General features: G+C 39.3%; 16 protein-coding genes. 12 read left to right on the top strand and 4 right to left on the bottom strand.

Annotated features, from left to right (window positions below; all coding sequences use genetic code 11):
* Nucleotides 1-80 precede the first annotated feature (80 nt).
* Complete coding sequence (locus H4J46_RS12890) at nucleotides 81-2,255, top strand: TonB-dependent receptor domain-containing protein (RefSeq protein ID WP_182233866.1); 2,175 nt, start codon at nucleotides 81-83, stop codon at nucleotides 2,253-2,255.
* 233 nt (nucleotides 2,256-2,488) lie between these two features.
* Here H4J46_RS12890 and H4J46_RS12885 read toward each other — a convergent pair whose 3' ends face one another.
* Complete coding sequence (locus tag H4J46_RS12885; RefSeq protein ID WP_310650242.1) at nucleotides 2,489-3,010, bottom strand: TlpA disulfide reductase family protein; 522 nt, start codon at nucleotides 3,008-3,010, stop codon at nucleotides 2,489-2,491.
* Between the two features lie 150 nt (nucleotides 3,011-3,160).
* Between H4J46_RS12885 and H4J46_RS12880 the strand changes: the two genes are divergently transcribed.
* The gene (locus H4J46_RS12880) at nucleotides 3,161-3,646 is read left to right on the top strand and encodes a hypothetical protein (RefSeq protein ID WP_182233865.1); all 486 of its coding nucleotides are present in this window, start codon (nucleotides 3,161-3,163) and stop codon (nucleotides 3,644-3,646) included.
* Nucleotides 3,647-3,663: 17 nt separating this feature from the next.
* On the opposite strand, the gene H4J46_RS12875 is transcribed toward H4J46_RS12880, so the two are convergent.
* Nucleotides 3,664-4,026, bottom strand: coding sequence for a hypothetical protein (locus H4J46_RS12875; protein ID WP_182233864.1), 363 nt, complete (start codon nucleotides 4,024-4,026; stop codon nucleotides 3,664-3,666).
* 309 nt (nucleotides 4,027-4,335) lie between these two features.
* Between H4J46_RS12875 and ompR the strand changes: the two genes are divergently transcribed.
* Nucleotides 4,336-5,061: a two-component system response regulator OmpR gene (gene ompR / locus H4J46_RS12870; protein ID WP_182233863.1), complete on the top strand. Its 726-nt coding sequence runs from the start codon at nucleotides 4,336-4,338 to the stop codon at nucleotides 5,059-5,061.
* 45 nt (nucleotides 5,062-5,106) lie between these two features.
* The gene (gene envZ / locus H4J46_RS12865; protein ID WP_182233862.1) at nucleotides 5,107-6,402 is read left to right on the top strand and encodes a two-component system sensor histidine kinase EnvZ; all 1,296 of its coding nucleotides are present in this window, start codon (nucleotides 5,107-5,109) and stop codon (nucleotides 6,400-6,402) included.
* A 118-nt stretch (nucleotides 6,403-6,520) separates the two neighbouring features.
* Here the strand turns inward: envZ and pckA are convergent, their stop codons facing one another.
* Both pckA and H4J46_RS12855 read right to left on the bottom strand, forming a co-directional pair.
* Nucleotides 6,521-8,131 (bottom strand): phosphoenolpyruvate carboxykinase (ATP), encoded by a 1,611-nt coding sequence (gene pckA / locus H4J46_RS12860; RefSeq protein WP_182233861.1) that lies wholly within the window; start codon nucleotides 8,129-8,131, stop codon nucleotides 6,521-6,523.
* A 469-nt stretch (nucleotides 8,132-8,600) separates the two neighbouring features.
* Nucleotides 8,601-11,192: a penicillin-binding protein 1A gene (locus tag H4J46_RS12855; RefSeq protein ID WP_404851794.1), complete on the bottom strand. Its 2,592-nt coding sequence runs from the start codon at nucleotides 11,190-11,192 to the stop codon at nucleotides 8,601-8,603.
* Nucleotides 11,193-11,323: 131 nt separating this feature from the next.
* Between H4J46_RS12855 and H4J46_RS12850 the strand changes: the two genes are divergently transcribed.
* The 8 genes from H4J46_RS12850 (at nucleotide 11,324) to H4J46_RS12815 (ending at nucleotide 19,272) form a co-directional block, all read left to right on the top strand.
* Nucleotides 11,324-12,403, top strand: a complete 1,080-nt coding sequence (locus H4J46_RS12850; RefSeq protein ID WP_182233860.1) for a pilus assembly protein PilM — start codon at nucleotides 11,324-11,326, stop codon at nucleotides 12,401-12,403.
* Nucleotides 12,391-12,969, top strand: a complete 579-nt coding sequence (locus tag H4J46_RS12845) for a PilN domain-containing protein (protein ID WP_182233859.1) — start codon at nucleotides 12,391-12,393, stop codon at nucleotides 12,967-12,969. The genes H4J46_RS12850 and H4J46_RS12845 overlap by 13 nt, the downstream gene beginning before the upstream one ends.
* Entirely contained in the window at nucleotides 12,969-13,574 is a 606-nt protein-coding gene (locus H4J46_RS12840; protein WP_182233858.1) for a type 4a pilus biogenesis protein PilO, read from the top strand. Before H4J46_RS12845 ends, H4J46_RS12840 begins: the two co-directional genes overlap by 1 nt.
* Nucleotides 13,574-14,107 carry a pilus assembly protein PilP gene (locus tag H4J46_RS12835; RefSeq protein ID WP_182233857.1) on the top strand — a complete coding sequence of 178 codons (534 nt, stop codon included), beginning with the start codon at nucleotides 13,574-13,576 and terminating at the stop codon, nucleotides 14,105-14,107. Before H4J46_RS12840 ends, H4J46_RS12835 begins: the two co-directional genes overlap by 1 nt.
* Before the next feature lie 35 nt (nucleotides 14,108-14,142).
* Entirely contained in the window at nucleotides 14,143-16,155 is a 2,013-nt protein-coding gene (locus H4J46_RS12830) for a type IV pilus secretin PilQ (RefSeq protein WP_182233856.1), read from the top strand.
* A gap of 144 nt (nucleotides 16,156-16,299) precedes the next feature.
* Nucleotides 16,300-16,818: a shikimate kinase AroK gene (aroK, locus tag H4J46_RS12825; protein ID WP_182137206.1), complete on the top strand. Its 519-nt coding sequence runs from the start codon at nucleotides 16,300-16,302 to the stop codon at nucleotides 16,816-16,818.
* An 11-nt stretch (nucleotides 16,819-16,829) separates the two neighbouring features.
* Nucleotides 16,830-17,894 (top strand): 3-dehydroquinate synthase, encoded by a 1,065-nt coding sequence (gene aroB / locus H4J46_RS12820; RefSeq protein WP_182233855.1) that lies wholly within the window; start codon nucleotides 16,830-16,832, stop codon nucleotides 17,892-17,894.
* 22 nt (nucleotides 17,895-17,916) lie between these two features.
* Entirely contained in the window at nucleotides 17,917-19,272 is a 1,356-nt protein-coding gene (locus H4J46_RS12815) for a hypothetical protein (protein ID WP_182233854.1), read from the top strand.
* Nucleotides 19,273-19,327: the final 55 nt, after the last annotated feature.

Raw genomic sequence — 19,327 nt, 5'->3', positions numbered from 1 at the left:
TACAAATGATATTGATTCCCATTCAACTATATGGTTAAATGCGGGCAATTAAAATTATTGTTTCTTTTATAGGCTTAGCTATGCGAATTTCTTCTCTTTTTCAACCGGCGTTGATCGCTTTATCTGTTGTTAGTGCTATTTCAAATACAGCCGTTGCCGATGATGATATGGAACATTTAACTATTTTTGGAAGTAGCCAAACGGTGAATGATGTACCTGGCAGTGCTCATATGATTTCTCAGGCAGAATTAGAGAAATTCGACTTTACCGATATTATGCGTACCTTAACTACGGTGCCGGGTGTTTATGTTCTAGAAGAAGATGGTTATGGTTTACGTCCAAATATTGGTATGCGTGGTACTGGCCAAAACCGTAGTGAAAAAGTCACTATCATGGAAGATGGTGTTTTAGCCGCTCCTGCGCCGTATTCAGCACCTGCAGCGTACTATTTTCCAACGGCAGGTCGTATGCAACAAATTGAAGTGCTAAAAGGTACGTCAAGCGCTATGTATGGTCCGCGTACTACAGGTGGTGTAATTAATATGCTATCTCGCACTATCCCTAAAGAAGCGCTAGCAGGACAGGTTAATTTAAGTGCCGGTGAAGACGGTTTTGCTAAAGCCCATGCCTATATAGGTGGCGCAGGTAAAAATGTTTCGTCAGTGGTTGAAATATTTCGTTATCAAGCGGATGGCTTCAAAGAAGTCAATCATACGGGCGATGATACCGGCTTTTTAAAAAATGACATCATGGCAAAAATGATGATCAACAGTGATACTGATGTGAAGTACTATCAAGAATTAGAATTTAAATTAAAATATTCAGATGAAAATTCAGATGAAACCTATATGGGTTTAACGGACGCTGATTTTAAAACTAATCCTTATTCTCGTTATTCTGCATCGCAACTTGATAATATGGCTACTGAGCATAAACAGTGGCAAATTAACCACCATATTAAGTTGTCTGATCGCTTAACCTTAGGTACCTCAGCTTATTATAATGAGTTTAGCCGTAACTGGTATAAAACCAGCAAAGTCAACGGTAAAAGCTTAAGTGACGGTGCTATTGACGATGCTGCTGCCTTTGATAATGGTACCTTTGGCAGTGATAAAATTAGTGTTGATGTCAAAGCCAACAGCCGTGCCTATCAATCAAAAGGCATTCAAACCGTGTTAAATGCTGACTTTGGCGCGCACCAAGTCAAATTTGGTGCTCGCTACCACGAAGATGAAATGGATCGCTTTCAATGGGTTGATAACTACACACTGGACACTAGTTATGAAATGAGCTTAATTAATGCCGGTATCCAGGGTACAGATTCTAATCGTATTGATTCCGCAGAGGCAATAGCCTTATTTGTCCATGATGAATATAGCGTGGGTGACTTCATTATTAATGCTGGCTTACGTTATGAAGATATGACCATCTCACGTAAAGACTGGGCGAAAGGGGTTATCGATAGAAATGTACCTTTAACTAAAGATGTTAGCAACGATACTCAGGTGTTGTTGCCTTCGTTAGCCGTAACTTACCGTGTTAATAATGATTTAATTATTATTGGTGGTATACAAAAAGGCTTTGCGCCACCAGCCCCTGGCAATGATAAAACAGAAAATGAAAAAAGCATTAACTATGAATTAGGCTTTCGTTACAACCAGCAAGCATTCAGTGGCGAAGCCTTGTTCTTTTATTCTGATTACGAAAATATGCATGGTAACTGTACCGCGAGCCAAGGTTGTGATGAAGAAAATATTGGCAATCAATATAATGCTGGTGCAGTAAAAGTTTCAGGTTTAGAAGTTAAAACTGGTTATCAATTTGCTGCAGGTACATTGAGCATTCCGATTGATTTAACTTATACCTTTACGACAACAGAGTTTCGAAACGCTTTTCAATCAGGTTTAGATACTTGGGGCAATGTCCTAACGGGTGACGAATTACCTTACGTACCTGAAAATCAGCTGCAATTTACTGTTGGCTTGGTTGGTGAACAATGGCGTAGTGATATTTTAGTACGTTATGTTGATGAAATGCGCACTACTGCAGGTCAGGGGGCAATTGCTGCCGATCAGTCCATTGACAGCCACACTGTTGTTGATATGGTGGCTCATTATAATCTTGCTGATAACCAAGAGATCACCTTAAATATTGATAATTTACTTGATAAACAATATATCGCGACACGTACACATGGCTCGATTATGGCAGGTAAACCACGCAGTTTAACCTTAGGTTATAAGTACAGCTTTTAAGTTACTGCGACCCTAGTTTTAAAAGCGAGCTACTGAGCTCGCTTTTTGCTTTGTTAAAGCAGTTAATATTGCTTAAAAGCTATTGAATAGATTAATTTTTTCTGTGGTTATATTGCTAAGATTTAGTTTGCATTAGGCTAGGCTATTAAGAAAATAAAACAAATAGTGGCTTATGATCTGTTGAGCTATAGCAAACGGATTCCTCTTCGTTAAGTGGTTAATAATAAATTCAACTAATCTAGGCTAGTTAATAGCGCTTTAATTTCTTGTTCATATGCTGATTTTTTTTCTTCACTAAAGCCTACGTGTGCGCTGACTATTTGACCTTGTCGGTTAATAATGAAACTGCTGGGCATACCCTTTAATTGATACTTTTTTGCAATACTGCCTTTAGGGTCATAAATAACTGGGAAATTAGCCGGTATTTGCGCTAAAAACTTATCAGCTAATACTTGGCTGTGATCTAGATTAATGCTGAGAATGATTAAGCCTTGTGTTTGATACTGTGCGGCTAAGTTATTCATCCACGGGAATGATTTTCGACAAGGAATGCACCATGAGGCCCAAAAATCAACGTAAACAACCTTGCCTTTCGCGTTATTAAGCTGCTGATCTAATAACTCAGTAGTACTTAGGTCAGTACTTAGGTTAGTATTTGAATTAGCACTGATATTAACATCACCAAATGCCCATAGTGGGCTAGAAAACGTTAGTAATGTAATGAAAAAAAAGCATGTTTTAAAATTTGGTCTCACGGTATAGTTCACCTAATTAGCATTTATTTTAGCTAGTTAACCACGTTAAGCCAGATTAGAAAAGTTTCGCTATTATTTAATGGGCTGCGAAATGGCGACATTGATACGTTTTCAATAGTCGAGTGAAGTCGATAAGTTATGGAATACCTTATGAAAATCAAACTGTTAAATCATAAAATTAAAGCTTTCTTATTTATTAGCTTGCTGGTGAGTACACCGCTGCAAGCAGCGCAGAGCCAAACACTTGAGATGAATCAATGGTTAAAGGCACGTTTTGGCGCGCAACATCAGGCACTTATTCCTATTGTTGCGGTGGCAGATATGCTTTATAGCTGCCAGCAGCAAAAGAAAAAAGCTGAAAGTTTAACGATTAAAGCCTTAATTACCCAATTAGATAAAAATACTTTAGCTGAACAACTTATCATTTGTTTAGCGGGCGAGTCACCTAAGTCAGATACAGCATTAAATTATGGTTTGAAGGCCTGTTTTTATGAGCAATTTAGTCACTTACCTTTAGCAGAAAAGCAGCAGAAAATGGCGGTAGTCACTGAAACTATCGCTACGCTTTCAAGGAGAGAGCGACAAAAAAGCTTTACTCAATGTGTGACTGATCAAGCGATTCACTATTTGCGCTAGTGAGGGGGCGAATAGGCTTATCGCGGTGGTTTTTTACCATCAACAAATGAGCTGGGTAGTATTTCGACTCCGACCCAGCGGCCAATTTTTATCATCAGAGGTATAGTAATAGGGGCAAAGGGTAGAATAGCGACAACACCAACGCCAAGGCCTTTTAAAATATCAATAAATTGTTGGTTGGCAATGCGCATTTCTTCAGCACTTGCATCACGCTTGCTGTAGCGCTTATAAGTGCTTAGCATTGCTCTTGTTTCTACTTTCTCTTGAGCTAAAGCTATTTTGATTTTAACCATATTGCGCTTAAGCTGGACGATATTACGCCTTTTACTAATGCGTAAAACACGAAGCGGTACTTTGTGAAAATGGAGCCAAATTTTCATTTGCGTATTCTCCCACAATAACTAGCTAAAGTAAGTAATTCAATTAATGATATCTGGGCCTTAAGTATGTCACTCAGTAACAGGGCAATTCACTCACTCATTAAGTCACTACTCGCTTTGCCTCAATAGGAAGTATTATGGTCAATTGTTTATTTAAATAGTAAATTTACATTATTAACACTTAAAATAAACTATATTGCAACATGTGTTGTGACAGAGGCTACAAAGTTGTGACAGAACAGGTTTTTATATTTCAACTAAGATGATTTATAGCTAACCTTTATTAAAACAAAAAATGGAATCAGTATAATGGGATATGAAACACCGAAAATTTTGGTAGTTGATGATGATATGCGTTTACGTGCCTTACTAGAACGGTATTTAGTTGAACAGGGGTTTGTCGTTCGCAGTGTGGCAAACTCAGAGCAAATGAATAGATTGCTCGAGCGTGAAAATTTTCATCTGTTAGTACTCGACTTAATGCTGCCAGGCGAAGATGGCTTATCTATTTGTCGCCGCTTACGCCAAAACTGTAATGATATCCCTATTGTTATGCTAACAGCCAAAGGTGATGAAATAGACCGTATTATTGGCTTGGAGATCGGCGCTGATGATTATATGCCAAAACCTTTTAATCCACGTGAATTATCAGCCCGCATTAAAGCGGTGTTACGCCGCCGAGTTCAAGAAGTTCCCGGTGCACCTTCACAAGAAGAAAATGTTATTGCCTTTGGTGACTATAAACTTAACCTCGCTACTCGCGAAATGCTTAAAGGTGATATTGATATGCCATTAACCAGTGGAGAATTTGCAGTATTAAAGGCGTTGATCACCCATCCTAGAGAGCCATTGTCACGTGATAAGTTAATGAACTTAGCCCGTGGTAGAGACTATTCTGCTTTAGAGCGAAGCATTGATGTGCAAGTATCCCGCTTGCGTCGTATGTTAGAAGAAGACCCAGCAAAACCGCGTTATATTCAAACCGTCTGGGGTATAGGATATGTATTTGTTCCCGAAGGAAGATCTGTGGTATAAATTCGTTATAATATACTGAAAACAACACTAACCTAGTAGAAGTCTATGAAAATATTGCTGCGCAGTGCCTTTGGTCAAACGGTACTCTTAATTGGTGTGTTGCTGTTCATAAATCAAGTCGTGTCATTTATATCGATGTCGATATATATTATTCAACCCAATACACAACTGGTTAATCAGCTGCTGGCAAAGCAGGTGCGTGTTGTATTTATCGATATTGCTGATGAAGCAATAAGTCCCGCTATGGGGGAGGCGTTTCAGCGAGAAACTGGTATTGGTGTTTATCGTGAAGCTGCTGCGATGAAATTAGGTCTACAAGAGGCAGTATATTACGCCTTTCGTTCTAATGAAATGTCTAGCCTATTAGGCGGTCGAGCCGAAGTAAGAATTTCTCAAGGTGATGAATATCTATTTTGGATTCGTCCACCCCAAGCCCCTGAATACTGGGTTAAAATTCCAATTAATGGTTTAAGAGAAGAAAACTTTTCACCACTTACTTTTGTGTTAATGATGTTAGGTATTTTGAGTGTGATGGGTGGGTGGTTATTTGTGCGGCAACTTAATCGTCCGTTAGCTGCATTAGAACATGCGGCTCATGATGTCGGTCGCGGCGACTTTCCTAAGCCATTAACTGAAATAGGTACCACTGAAATTGTTGCGGTAACTCGAGCTTTTAATCATATGTCTAAGGGTATTAAGCAACTAGAAGATGACCGAAACTTATTGATGGCAGGTATATCTCATGATTTACGCACACCTTTAACTCGCATTCGTTTAGCCACTGAAATGATTGCTGAAGATGAATTTCTAAAAGCTGGTATTGAAGGTGATATTCAAGATATGAACACCATCATAGATCAGTTCATTGATTATATTCGCCATGATAGTAAAGACAAAGTTGAGTTGAGTGATATTAATCTCTTGATTAACGAAGTGGTGGAGTCTGAAAGTATTCTAGAGCGAGAAATTATTATTAATGCTGAGGCGCTACCTAAAGTTCCACTGCGTTATGTTGCTATGAAGCGGGTATTGGCAAACTTAATTCAAAATGCTCTACGCTACTCTGAGGGCAAGACTATAGTAACTAGCTCATTCGATAAAGCTACACAGGAGGTTTGTTTTTGTGTTTCTGATGAAGGGCCAGGTATTGCTGAAGTGGATGTCGAGCGCTTATTTCAGCCCTTTACGCAAGGTGATGAAGCAAGAGGAACAGGCGGCAGTGGCCTAGGTTTAGCTATTATTAAACGTATTGTCGATACCCATGGTGGCCGAGTGGAATTGTCTAATCGAGTAACAGGGGGTTTAACCGCGAAAGTTTGCTTACCTATTAGCCACGGCTGATCACATGTTGTAATGCTTAATGGTATTGATTGCATTAGCACAACAGCAGGAATTAAAAAGCCGTCGTAGTTACGACGGCTTTTTAATTTATTTTTAGCTTAGCGCAGTATTGATTTAATTATACTTTAGGACCGGCTGCTACTAACGATTTACCGTTGTCAGTATCAGTAAACTTATCAAAATTGTTCACAAAGCGAGTCGCTAAACTTATCGCTTTATCTTGCCATTGTGCTGGCTCAGCATAAGTATTACGTGGGTCTAAAATACTATCATCAACCCCGTCAATGCTGGTTGGAATATCTAAATTAAATAAGGGTAAAACGTGTGTTTCTGCATTATCAATTGAGCCATCAAGAATTGCATCTATAATAGCGCGAGTATCTTTAATTGAAATACGTTTGCCCGTGCCATTCCAACCTGTGTTGACCAAATAGGCTTCAGCACCAACCGCTTGCATACGATTACGTAGTACTTCAGCGTATTGTGTTGGGTGTAGACTTAAAAATGCGGCGCCAAAACAACTTGAAAACGTTGGTGTTGGCTCTGTTATACCACGTTCAGTACCAGCAAGTTTTGCTGTGAAACCCGACAAGAAGTAATATTCTGTTTGCGCAGGGGTTAATTTAGCCACTGGAGGTAAAACACCAAAAGCATCAGCAGTTAAGAAAATAACTTTTTTCGCGTGACCCGCCCGAGAGACAGGTTTGACGATATTATCAATATGATGAATTGGGTAAGAAACACGGGTGTTTTCAGTTTTTGAATTATCGTCAAAATCAATCGTACCTTTTCCGTCAACCGTAACGTTTTCTAGCAAAGCGTCACGACGAATAGCATTATAAATGTCAGGTTCATTGTCTTTGCTTAAGTTGATGGTTTTTGCATAGCAACCACCTTCAAAATTAAAGACACCATTTTCATCCCAGCCATGTTCGTCATCACCAATCAGTTGGCGTTTAGGATCAGTTGATAATGTGGTTTTACCGGTACCAGAAAGGCCGAAGAAAATAGCCGTGTCACCATCTTCACCAACGTTAGCACTACAATGCATTGAAGCTATGCCTTTTAGCGGTAAAAAGTAGTTCATCATTGAGAACATACCTTTTTTCATTTCACCGCCGTACCAAGTACCACCAATAAGTTGAACTTTTTCAGTTAAGTTAAAGGCAACAAAATTTTCTGAATTTAAGCCTTGTGCTTGCCAATTTGGATTGGTGGTTTTTGCGCCATTCATAACAATGAAGTCAGGTTCGTAATATTCTAACTCTGCATCAGTGGGACGAATGAACATGTTTTTAACAAAATGTGCTTGCCAAGCCACCTCAGTAATAAAACGAACTTTTAAACGGGTGTCATCATCTGCACCACAAAAGGTATCAACAACAAATAAACGTTTGCCGGATAACTGTTCGGTGACTAGACTTTTGAGGCTAGTCCAAGTCTCTTGAGACATTGGTTTGTTGTCATTTTTACCTTGATCTGACCACCAAACGGTATCACGGGTTGTATCATCACGAACAATATATTTATCTTTAGGTGAGCGACCCGTAAAAATACCGGTATCAACTGAAACAGCGCCGAGTTCGGTAACCACACCTTTATCAAAACCACTGAGATCGGACCTTGTTTCCTCAGCAAAGAGTAACTCATAAGATGGATTGTAAACTATCTCAGCAACATTACTGATGCCGTATGAAGATAAATCGATTGAGTTTTCTAAAGCTGCCATTGCGAATTCGCTCCTAAAGGTATGACGATTTTAAATAATTAGTTTCGGTGTTCCGAGTTTGGAGACCAATTTTAGGCGATCAATGAACAAAACGAAAGTTTTTTTTCTTTCGTTGTGAAAGTTTTCATAGTAACTTTCATTGTTTTTTAAGCAAAGATGTTTATGATGAAAAAAAATCAATTAAAAAGTGATGGATGAATACCGTATAATTTTCATTTGTACTCAATAAAAACAATTAGTTATGAATATAGTTTTGTTGACTGATTGGTCAGGAATATATCACTTAAGGGGGGGTGTAAAAGTAATATAAAATTTAAAAATGTTTTAAATTTGTTCTAAAAAAGGGCTGAAAAAACAAAATTTTTATCCACATACTTTCCTAACGAAACTTTTAATGGGGATTATTGATATTTTTGTAAGAAAACATAGTGCTGTAATAGACAGTTCAAAAGCTCAACATAAGTTACGTTTAATCAAATATTCCTTCTTCACTGACTTTATCCGAACCACCATCGAGGATCTGACTGCTAATGTCTTTGCTAATATATTCAGTCGGTGCTGTGCCTAATTCAAAATACTCAAAGCGACTTGATTTGTCTGTTTTGGTGGTTAACTTTCCTGACACTTTGTCTATTCGCACTGACATTAGCGCTTCGGGTTGTTCAAAATGCTCAATAGGAAGTTCTGCAAGTGCCACTTTCATAAAGTCGATCCAAACGGGTTGAGCTGACTTAGCACCGAACTCTTTACCTGTCGTTTGCTCTTTACCTAAGTTGCTATTGTAGGTTGTTTGGCCAAGCTTACTACTGGGGTTGTCAAAACCTATCCAGGATGTTGTGACTAATCTGCGACTGTAGCCAGAGAACCAAGCATCTTTTGCTTGATTGGTAGTACCTGTTTTGCCCACAATATCTCTACGTTTCAGTACCCGTGCACGAAAGCCGGTGCCTTGCCAAAAAGGTTTTACATTCCAGTCAGCACCCCAAATTGCCGAGTGAAGTGCTTCGGTCATTAAAAAGGCATTTTGAGCACTAATGACACGCTTGGCTTTATTGATATTTTTCGCGGCTATTTTATGACCTTCAGCAACAGTCAATGGCTCATCTTCAATGATGTTAGTGATGTCAGCGTCGTTGTCAAAAATCTCAATTTCTGCGGCTATAGTCTCTTCGCAACGATCACAGGCAATAGCTGGGTTGGCTTGAAATAATACCTTACCAAAGGAGTCTTCAATGCGTTCAATTAAGTAGGGTTGAATTAAAAATCCGCCATTGGCAAATGTGGCAAAGCCGGTAGCCACTTCCAAGGGTGTCAAAGACGCTGACCCAAGTGCTAAAGACTCGTTACGCGGTAAATCGTCAGGATCAAAACCAAAAGAGGCTAAATAGGGAATAATTTTATTTAAGCCAACATCTCGAAGCAAGCGCACAGCGATAACGTTTTTAGATTGTGCTAATGCTAAACGAAGTCGAATTTCGCCGTTATAAACCGGTGGTGAGTTTTTAGGGCGCCAGACTACGCCTGAGCTCCTATCCCACTGGTTAATGGGTGCGTCATTAACTATCGATGCCAAAGTATAGCCGCTGTCTAATGCTGCTGAGTATATAAAAGGCTTAATGTTAGAGCCCACTTGTCTTTTTGCCTGGGTAACACGGTTGAATTGGCTATGCTCAAAACTAAAACCACCCACGGCCGCTTTTATCGCACCATTATCCGTTGCTAGCGAGATAAGTGCTGAACTGACATCGGGTAATTGGCTTAAGCGGTAGCCAGATTCTGTTGCCGAAACCATAATAATATCACCTAGTGTCAATATATCACTGGCTGTGGTTGGTGGCGGTGCTTGCTTATCATCATTGATATAAGCTCGCGCCCACGATAGACCATGCCAATCAATGTCTACCTCAGAGCCATCTCGTAATTTCACTTGTGCAGCACGATCAAATGTTGTCGTAACAACCGCGGGTACCAGTGAGTGATAGCTCGACATCGAGGCAAGTGCTTGTATAACTTCTGCATCACTTATTGGCGCACTTGTAATTTTTTTTGAGTCATCTGTGCTAATAGCTTGAGCTTTGCTATCAAGGGGGCGTAAGGTGCTAATAGGGCCGCGATAACCATGGCGTTGGTCATAAGCTAAAATATTGTTAACCACCGCTTGTTGGGCGGCATGTTGCAAAGTTGAGGTGACGGTAGTAAATACTTTATAACCACCGGTGTAAGCGGTTTCTTTACCAAAACGGTCGATCATTTCTTGATGGGCCATCTCGGCAATATAAGGCGCGCTTAATTCAATTTCTGCACCATGTTTAATGGCGGTAATGGGTGCCTTATTGGCGTCTGACATTTCTTCAGCACTAATATAGCCAGTACTATACATGCGTTGTAATACTACGGTTCGGCGCTGCATTGCTCGATCAGGTCGGCTAATAGGGTTCATGGTTGAGGGCGCTTTTGGTAAACCGGCTAATACTGCAATCTGCGCTAAAGTCAGTTCTTTAGTTTCTTTACCATAATAGACCTGTGCGGCGGCACCAAAGCCGAAAGAGCGATGGCCTAAGGAAATCTTATTCATGTAGAGTGTAAGAATTTCATCTTTTGTTAACAGGCTTTCAATATGGAAAGAAATAAATATTTCGCGAATTTTTCGGACATAGGTTTGTTCACGGCTGAGAAAAAAGTTTCGTGCAACCTGCATAGTGATGGTACTTGCACCACCTTTATTTTGTCCGGTGAGTTGACCTAGGATAGCTCGAGCCATACCGATAGGATCAACGCCAAAATGAAGATAAAAGCGGTCGTCTTCGGTAGCTAAAATTGCATTGATTAACTGTTGTGGCATTTCTTCTAAGGTAAGGGGAATACGTTTCTTTTCACCAAACTGGGAAATAAGTTTGCCGTCAGCGCTAAAAATTTGCATTGGCGTTTGCCATTGCAAATCTTTCAGTGACGCAACACTGGGTAAATTTGAACGCATCGACAAGTAAATTCCGGCTAGTGCCAGCATGCCAATAAAGACCAATATAGCACCGGTTTTTAACAGATTTCTTATAGAAAACACAAAAAAAAGCTCGATAAAATTTATAAAATGAGAAATATAGTACTAGTATATCCTGTAAAGACATGTGATAAATGAGTTTATGCTAATTTTTTATCTAATATTATAAAAATTAAATGTTCTAGAAGGATTCTATGCTAAGTCGTTTATGGAAAAAAAAGCCCGCTTTAATGGTTGGAATTGACATTGGTTCTCACTCTGTCAAAGCTGTTTTACTGAACCAAAATGATAACGGATATGTTTTAGAAACGGTCGCTATTGAGCCGATGCCAAGAGGGGCAATTGTTGATAGAGAAATTCAAGACATTGATGCTGTTGGAAAAGTGATAGCAAAAATACGAAAAAAAATTTCGTCGTCTGTACGACAAGCCGCATCTGCAGTATCTGGACAAACGGTTATCACAAAAATAATTTACATGGATGTAGCCTTAACTGAGCAAGAATTGGCTAGCCAAATAGAAATTGAAGCTGATAGTTTAATTCCTTACCCCCTTGATGAAGTCAGCCTAGACTTTGAATCGCTCGATATTAATGAATCAGATCCAAGTAAAATGAATGTTTTACTTAGCGCAGCGCGAACAGAGTCTGTTGAAGCAAGAGTTGCCGCATTAGAAGCCGGTGGCTTTGAAACTAAAGTTATTGATGTTGAGTCTTACGCTATCAGTCGCGCCTATGATTTAATTTTAAGGCAATTACCTGACGATGCAGCTGATAAAATTATTGCTACCGTAGATTTGGGCGCGACAATGACCCTGTTTTCGGTCACTGAATCAGGTACTCATATTTACAGTCGTGATCAACTGTTTGGCGGTGAACAATATACTCGTTCGATTGTTTCCTATTATAATAAGTCCTTTGAAGAAGCAGAGTTAGCGAAATTAAGTGATGATCTGCCACCCAACTACACCTTTGAAGTTTTAGCGCCTTTTCACACCATATTAGTGCAGCAAATTCGCCGTGCAATTCAAATGTTTCTTACCACCAGTGGTAAAGAAAAAATTGATTACCTGGTTATCTCAGGTGGTAGTGCTTTAATGGAAGGCGTTAAGCAACTATTGTCAGAAGAATTGGGTATTCATACCGTCATAGCTGACCCATTTGCCGGTATGGAAATTTCGAGCACTATTAATCGAGAAGTGTTAGTTAAAACAGGACCGCGCTATATGGTGGCAGCTGGATTAGCATTAAGGAGTTTTTCCCCGTGGCATATATAAACCTACTACCATGGCGTGAAGAAACTGAAAAAGCTCGGCAACGAGAATATTTTACGATGTTAACCCTAGTTTCCGCAGTGGCATTGCTCATCGTATTTTCAGTGAATCAGTTTTATCAAATGCATATTGATGGGCAAAATGCTCGTAATCAATTTTTACAAAATGAAATTCAACTACTGGATTTACGCATTGCAAAAATAAAGTCGCTTAATGAAAAGAAAAAAGAGCTTAAAAAACGCACCAGTGTTGTTGAACAACTGCAACGTAGTCGCAATGTTGTGACCCAAGTGTTAGACGAAATAGCAAAAGTAGTCCCCAATGGCATTTATCTTACAGGTTTAGAAAAACAGGATAATAGCTTAAATATTATCGGTAAAAGTGAGTCTAATAATCATCTAGCCAACATGATCAGGGAAATTGAGCGTTCTGATTTATTTGAAGACGCGATACTTGAATCTATCACTTCCAACGATGCAAAAAGTAAATTATTAAGTGATTTTAAAATGCGCGTTCGAATTAAAGGTTTGATTAATTCGAACGAATCGAGCCAGCAAGGAGCACCATAATGAATTTTGATTCATCGGAATTTATTGAGCAATTTGAAGGCTTAGAGCTTGATAATATTGGACAATGGCCAAAAGCCGCCAAAATAGTTTTATCAATGTTTTTAGTGGTTTTAGTCTTAAGTTTGGGTTATGTGTTAATGATCAGCGATCAAATTAAACAACTTGAACGTGTGACAGCACAAGAGCTTACCCTTAAGCAAAAATACCAAGCTAAATATCATGTAGCAGCTAATTTAGAAATATTTGAAGAACAAATGATTGAAGCTGAAGCGATGTTTGCCAAACAACTAAAAAGTTTACCAGAAAGCCATGAAACCCCAGGCCTGCTAGATGACATTACCTTCGTCGGTACTACGACCGGACTGGATTTTGTTAAATTAAATTGGCAGCCGGAAATAGAACAAGAAATCTATGTCGAACTACCCATCGATATTGAAGTGTTGGGCTCTTATCATGAGTTTGGTCAATTTGTCAGTCGAATTGCTGGCTTACCGCGCATAGTTACCCTGCATAATTTTGACATTAATTTGCAAAACCAAGCTTCAGGATATCTAACCTTAAAGTTACAAGCTAAAACCTACCGTTATCGGGAGGCAGACGAATAATGAAAAAAGTCATGATATTGAGTGCTGTTTTATTGACCGGCTGTTATAGCAATACGGACGATTTGCAACAACACATTGCCGATGTGCAAGCGAGCACTACTAGTACAATAGAGCCGATGCCTAAAATGAAAGTTTTTGGTCACTTTGACTACGCTGCAAATGTACTCCGCAGTCCGTTTGACGTGCCAAAACCTGAAGCTATCCAAGAAAAAATCCAACAAATTTCAGGTTGTTTAAGTCCAGATCCACGTCGAAGAAAACAGCCTTTGGAGAAGTTTTCATTAAGTGATTTAGTGATGCGTGGCACCTTAGGTGAATTAGGTGTTACTTGGGCACTACTCGAGGCGTCTGACGACACCTTACACCGGGTTGCTGTGGGTAGTTATGTTGGCTTATATTATGGGCGAATTACCACAGTAAGCCAAGATCATGTAAAAGTATTAGAGTTAATCCCAGATGGCGCAGGTTGCTGGGTGGAGCGTGAGACTGTCGTTACCATGACACAGGCAAGTGCAGAGGGGCAAAGGAAGTAATGTTGCTATTTAATAAAATAAAAAATGATAATCTTATGACTCATTGTAAAAAAATAAAATTAATTTTGGCCGCCTATTTATGCGTGTTATCAACTTCTTCGTGGGCAAACGAACTAACAGGGATCACTTATAACACTATTCAAAGTAATGAAATTGAATTGATATTTGAACTATCAGATAAAATTGTTGCGCCGCCAACAGTAACGACGACAATGACACCAGCACAGGTGAGAATAACTTTTGATGCAGAGCAATTTACCCCTGCGATAGCGACTACGCTTATTGGACATGCTGGGGTAAAAAATATTACGGTGCGAAAACTGGCTGGTAAAGTTGTTGCTGATGTTAATTTGCAGCAATTATCTATTTTCGAGGTTAGCCAAAAAGATAATACTTTTGCCCTAACCTTAAATACCGGTCAGGTAAATAAAGTGGTAACACAGTTAATTCCGCTAGGACATGGCTTTATAAATCAGATCGACAATATTGACTTTAAACGTGGTCAGCAAAATGAAGCACAACTGTTGGTTAAGCTTATCGACAGTAAGGTCGCTGTTGATGTCAGCGATAAATTAGGCAAACTTTATATCGAATTTCATAATACTGAAATTCTTGAAGACTATATTTATAAATTAGATGTTACTGACTTTGGCACTTTGGTAAACGGGATTGAAACCTTTAAAGAGGGACGTAATGCCCGTTTAGTGGTCGATATTGAAGGACCGTTTGAATATAAGCATCAACAGTTTAATGATGTTTTTTCATTAACAATAAAGGCTACAGTGAAAGAAGACGGTTACCTAGGTAAAGAAGAAAATTTTAGTGGTAGGGCAATCTCGTTAAATTTCCAAGATATTTCGGTACGCACTGTCTTGCAAATTATTGCTGATTATAATGGCTTTAATTTAGTGACCAGTGACACTGTTGTTGGCAACATTACCTTAAGACTAGACGGTGTACCTTGGGATCAAGCGCTTGATATTATTTTAAAGGTCAAAGGCTTAGACAAGCGTATGCAAGGCAATATTCTGATGGTGGCGCCTAGTGATGAACTAGCTGCTCGAGAAGCACGTGACTTGCAGGCCCAGCAACAAGTGCAAGAACTCGCACCATTATATTCTGAATACGTGCAAGTTAACTACGCCAAAGCCGCTGAATTTGCGGCATTAATTAAAAATCAAGATAACAGCATTTTATCTACGCGCGGCAGTGTTAGTGTTGATGAAAGAACCAATACTTTATTGCTCCGTGATACGGCTAAAAGTATTGAAGATATTAAACGTATGGTCTTGGCATTAGATATCCCTGTTCGCCAAGTTATCATTGAATCTCGTATGGTGACGGTAAAAGATAATATTAATGAAGAGTTGGGTATTCGCTGGGGCGTAACAGACTCTGATGGTGAGTCTTCAGTCTCAGGCTCTTTAGCTGGTGCGGGCAGTAGCACTGTACCAAATTTAAATGACAGATTGAATGTCAACTTGCCTGTCGCAAACCCAGCGGGCAGTATCGCCTTTCAGGTTGCGCGCTTGGCCGATGGTACCATCCTTGATCTTGAATTAAGTGCGATGGAAAAAGAAAATAAAGGCGAAATAATTGCGAGTCCGCGCATTACTACGGCAAACCAAAAAGAAGCGTATATCGAGCAAGGTGTGGAAATTCCATACCAAGAAGCCGCGTCGAGTGGCGCTACATCAACACAATTTAAAAAAGCGGTATTAAGTTTAACTGTAACACCGCACATTACCCCTGATGATAGAATTATTCTGGACTTGGTGGTGACCCAAGATACGGTATCTGATCTTTCAAATGGCACGGCACCTGCTATCGACACACAAAGAATAGGTACGCAAGTTTTAGTTAATAATGGTGAAACCATCGTATTGGGTGGAATTTATCAACAACAAATTATTAGTTCAGTGTCAAAAGTACCTGTTTTGGGTGATATTCCCTATTTTGGTTGGATGTTTAGGAATAGCAGTAACTTTAATGAGAAAAAAGAACTGTTAATATTCGTTACACCACGGATAGTTACCGAAAGATTTTAAGTTAATTTGCATGTAAGTTGGTGTTTTCATCTTACATGCTTGCAATTTGTACCCAACAATTGCGATAATTGCGCCCTTGAAATTTTCGAGAGAGGTTCTCTCTTACCTGTTCACGTAATAAATAAACGAGTATTAATTAATCTAATGGCAGAAAAACGTAATATTTTCCTTGTAGGCCCAATGGGCGCAGGCAAAAGCACCATTGGTAGAGAATTAGCGGATAAGCTACATCTAGAGTTTTTTGATTCAGATCAAGAGATCGAACGTCGTACTGGTGCAGATATCGCGTGGGTTTTTGATCTTGAAGGCGAAGAAGGTTTTCGACTAAGAGAAGAGTCAGTTATTGAAGACTTAAGTGAAAAACAAGGAATTGTTTTGGCTACGGGTGGTGGATCTGTGATCAGCGCTCAAGTACGTAATCACTTATCAGCACGCGGCATTGTAGTTTATCTTGAAACAACGATAGACAAGCAAGTCGCTCGCACTCAAAGAGACCGACGTCGTCCGCTACTACAAACTGATGAAGAACCTAGAACAGTACTTGAAAACTTAGCGATAGAACGTAATCCGTTATATGAAGAAATTGCCGATGTTATCGTGCAGACGGATGACCAAAGTGCCAAAGTTGTTGCAAGTAAAATAGTCGAACGCTTGGACTTTTAAACGACATAATTATGACCACACTTCAGGTTAAACTCGGTAAGCGCAGTTATCCAATCTATATAGACAGCGGACTATTAGCAAATAGTGAACTGCTGTCTAGTCACATCCGCAGTAAGCGTGTTTGCATTGTCAGTAATAATATCGTTGCACCCCTCTATATTGAGCAAATGAAACATAGCCTCAGGGATTTTGACCTTGATGAAGTGATATTACCTGATGGTGAAGCTCAGAAAAGCTTAGCGAATTTTGAACGGATAATGTCACATCTGCTAGCGGGTAATCACGGCAGAGACACGACCTTAATCGCGCTAGGTGGTGGAGTTATCGGTGATATCACAGGTTTTGCCGCCGCATGTTATCAGCGGGGTATTGATTTTATTCAAATCCCTACCACGGTGTTGTCTCAAGTTGACTCTTCAGTTGGTGGAAAAACTGCCGTTAATCACCCTCTAGGTAAAAATATGATAGGTGCGTTCTATCAACCTAAAGCGGTATTTATTGATCTGGCAAGCCTAACAACTTTACCGATTAGAGAATTTAATGCCGGTATGGCTGAAGTTATTAAGTACGGTATATTAGGTGATAGTGATTTTTTTACTTGGCTTGAACAGCATACTGATGCAATAAAGGCCGGTGAAAATAGGATTTTAATGCAGATGATCGAGCGTTGCTGTCAATGCAAAGCGAATATTGTTGCTGAAGATGAAACAGAAACCGGTGTGCGTGCTTTATTAAACTTAGGACATACCTTTGGACACGCCATTGAAGCTGACCAAGGTTATGGTAATTGGTTGCATGGTGAAGCTGTTGCTACTGGCATGGTACTTGCTGCTAAGTTATCAGTAACAATGAATTTGCTTGAAGTGTCAGATCTTCGTCGTATTGAAACTTTGCTGTCTGCTTTTGATTTACCGTTAATTGCGCCAGAAAATATGGGTTTTGATGAATTTATTTGTCATATGCGTCGTGATAAAAAGAACTTAGCTGGAAAGCTACGTTTTATTCTTCCAACGGCTATTGGCCAATCTGAAATTAATGACGATGTTAGTGAGGAACACCTTCAACAAATTCTGTAATTTTATTCAGAATAGGTGAAGCATGTCAGCGTTAATGAAAAATATTGGCCTATCTAATGATAACACCGGTGTCACTAAAATTAGTGCCTATGCCCGCATAGACTATATTCTACGTTTTTCAAAACAAGCTATTTTAGTTATCGACGAAAGCGTCGAACAAAGCGCGCCTAGTGCTAGCCAGTTTTTAGCCAGTTTACCCGAGCAGCATAATGCTGCCTATATCTCACTTGCTGCACAGTTTAATAATATTCAAATTCGTTGTCGTATAATCGAGCAGTTATATACAGGTGAGTTATTTGATCCAGAAATATCATTAGCAGTTAGTGTGATTAATTTAGCCAAAAAATCACAGCAGGGCATTAGTATTGTGCTCGACAGTGCTCAGCATTTATCATTACAGATATTTCATGAGCTATCACAACTGGCCGCTATCGCTAAAAAAGCCAATTTGGTGGTTAACATTGTAATGTTTGGCTCGGTACAAGCGGGTAAAACTGTGGCGAATAATAAAAGTTTATTTGACAATAAACTGACATTATTATCGGCACAATCGGGCCAACTTCTGTTAACCACATCAGCAATATTTAAAAATACTCAGCCAAAATGGCATTTCATTAAGCAAAATAAAGGGTTAATTAGTACATTATTTTTTTTATTAGGCCTTGCCGTCTTGGTTATTAATTTATTGCAATTAGATAGCTTTAATTTTGCAAAATTAATTATTGCTAATAAACAAGCAGAAATATCACTAAGCGAAGTATTAGCGAAACCACAAACCATGGTGTTAGCGATTAATCGTGAGGATAATGCTGAGGTTGCTGGGCCAGCAACTCAAACTAAAATCGAAAGCACTAAACTTGCTGCTAGACCTAAAGAAATTTACTCGTCGTTAATGAATCCATCGTCAGTATTGCCAAAAAAAGAGCTAAGGTTAGCGGCATCACCTGTTGAGGTTATGTCAGCGATTACAGCAGAAAGTATGAATAGTGCAACAACCCATGCTGTAGTACTTAAACCGGTAGCGAGTCGGCGCAAATTACCAGTGGTAATTGCGCAGAACAAGCTAGTTAATCAAGTCAGCGTTAACAATGCCTATTACAGTAATCACGTTGGCTATGTTATTCAATTAGCTGCCTATAGCGGTTTAAAATTACCAAAATCATTACTTGAGGATTTAACAAGGATTGACTATCAAGTTTATCAGCGTTTATTAAATAATAAACCGTCAGTGGTTATCACCAGCGCTGCCTATACAGAAAAATCAACAGCACAATCTGCCTTAGCAAGTCTACCAAAATCGTTATTAGCACGGCAACCCTGGATAAAGCCAGTTACGGTTATTAATAACGAAATCAATGCATTTCTACTCTCCCAATAAAGGTGAATTCAGGATACAATCCACGCTTACTTTTCAGATGCTAAGTATCTGTTGC

This window comes from Colwellia sp. MB02u-6 (assembly GCF_014077095.1).
Classification (GTDB): domain Bacteria; phylum Pseudomonadota; class Gammaproteobacteria; order Enterobacterales; family Alteromonadaceae; genus Cognaticolwellia.
Note: the sequence above shows the minus strand (reverse complement) of the source record. Positions and strands in the feature narration are given on the sequence as shown.

Excerpts from the sequence above, each read along its gene's own strand:
- H4J46_RS12890 (WP_182233866.1), top strand. The coding sequence starts at position 81 with ATGCGAATTTCTTCTCTTTTTCAACCGGCGTTGATCGCTTTATCTGTT.
- H4J46_RS12880 (WP_182233865.1), top strand. The coding sequence starts at position 3,161 with ATGAAAATCAAACTGTTAAATCATAAAATTAAAGCTTTCTTATTTATT.
- H4J46_RS12875 (WP_182233864.1), bottom strand. The coding sequence starts at position 4,026 with ATGAAAATTTGGCTCCATTTTCACAAAGTACCGCTTCGTGTTTTACGC.
- ompR (WP_182233863.1), top strand. The coding sequence starts at position 4,336 with ATGGGATATGAAACACCGAAAATTTTGGTAGTTGATGATGATATGCGT.
- envZ (WP_182233862.1), top strand. The coding sequence starts at position 5,107 with ATGAAAATATTGCTGCGCAGTGCCTTTGGTCAAACGGTACTCTTAATT.
- pckA (WP_182233861.1), bottom strand. The coding sequence starts at position 8,131 with ATGGCAGCTTTAGAAAACTCAATCGATTTATCTTCATACGGCATCAGT.
- H4J46_RS12850 (WP_182233860.1), top strand. The coding sequence starts at position 11,324 with ATGCTAAGTCGTTTATGGAAAAAAAAGCCCGCTTTAATGGTTGGAATT.
- H4J46_RS12840 (WP_182233858.1), top strand. The coding sequence starts at position 12,969 with ATGAATTTTGATTCATCGGAATTTATTGAGCAATTTGAAGGCTTAGAG.
- H4J46_RS12835 (WP_182233857.1), top strand. The coding sequence starts at position 13,574 with ATGAAAAAAGTCATGATATTGAGTGCTGTTTTATTGACCGGCTGTTAT.
- H4J46_RS12830 (WP_182233856.1), top strand. The coding sequence starts at position 14,143 with ATGACTCATTGTAAAAAAATAAAATTAATTTTGGCCGCCTATTTATGC.
- aroK (WP_182137206.1), top strand. The coding sequence starts at position 16,300 with ATGGCAGAAAAACGTAATATTTTCCTTGTAGGCCCAATGGGCGCAGGC.
- aroB (WP_182233855.1), top strand. The coding sequence starts at position 16,830 with ATGACCACACTTCAGGTTAAACTCGGTAAGCGCAGTTATCCAATCTAT.
- H4J46_RS12815 (WP_182233854.1), top strand. The coding sequence starts at position 17,917 with ATGTCAGCGTTAATGAAAAATATTGGCCTATCTAATGATAACACCGGT.